Annotated in this window: 1 protein-coding gene; it reads right to left on the bottom strand. The window is 60.1% G+C overall.

The features are described from left to right. Window positions 1-323: hypothetical protein (locus tag P0G09_RS16775; protein WP_275253233.1), on the bottom strand; the 323-nt coding region annotated here is incomplete at both ends.

The raw sequence follows: 323 nt of genomic DNA, 5'->3' as shown, positions 1-323 counted from the left end.
CGGACTTGAACTGCATCTCCACCCCGGCTTCATCATAATCCATCAGGAGCGAACCGTCAACGCTGGCACGGATGTCCTCGCCGTTGTTGTCCCAGTACTCTGCCACCAGTTTCCCCGCCACGTCCGCAAGCTGCTGGCTGACACGCTCTCCGCTGATGCCGTAGGTGGCGGCGAGCATTTCTGACACCGGCTGTTTCAGGTCATCGTTGTACTGCCACAGGTCGGGGTCACGGGAATTACGGCGCACCCCGGTGTCCGACACATCGAAAACGTAGTGCAGGCGGGGAAATCCGCGGGATTCGTCTAGCAGAGCGATACCCTTG

The sequence above is a fragment of the Faecalibacterium sp. DFI.5.82 genome (genome assembly GCF_029076575.1).
Taxonomy (GTDB): Bacteria; Bacillota; Clostridia; order Oscillospirales; family Ruminococcaceae; genus Faecalibacterium; species Faecalibacterium duncaniae.
The sequence above is the reverse complement of the archived record's forward strand: the minus strand, read 5'-3'. Positions and strand labels throughout refer to the sequence as shown.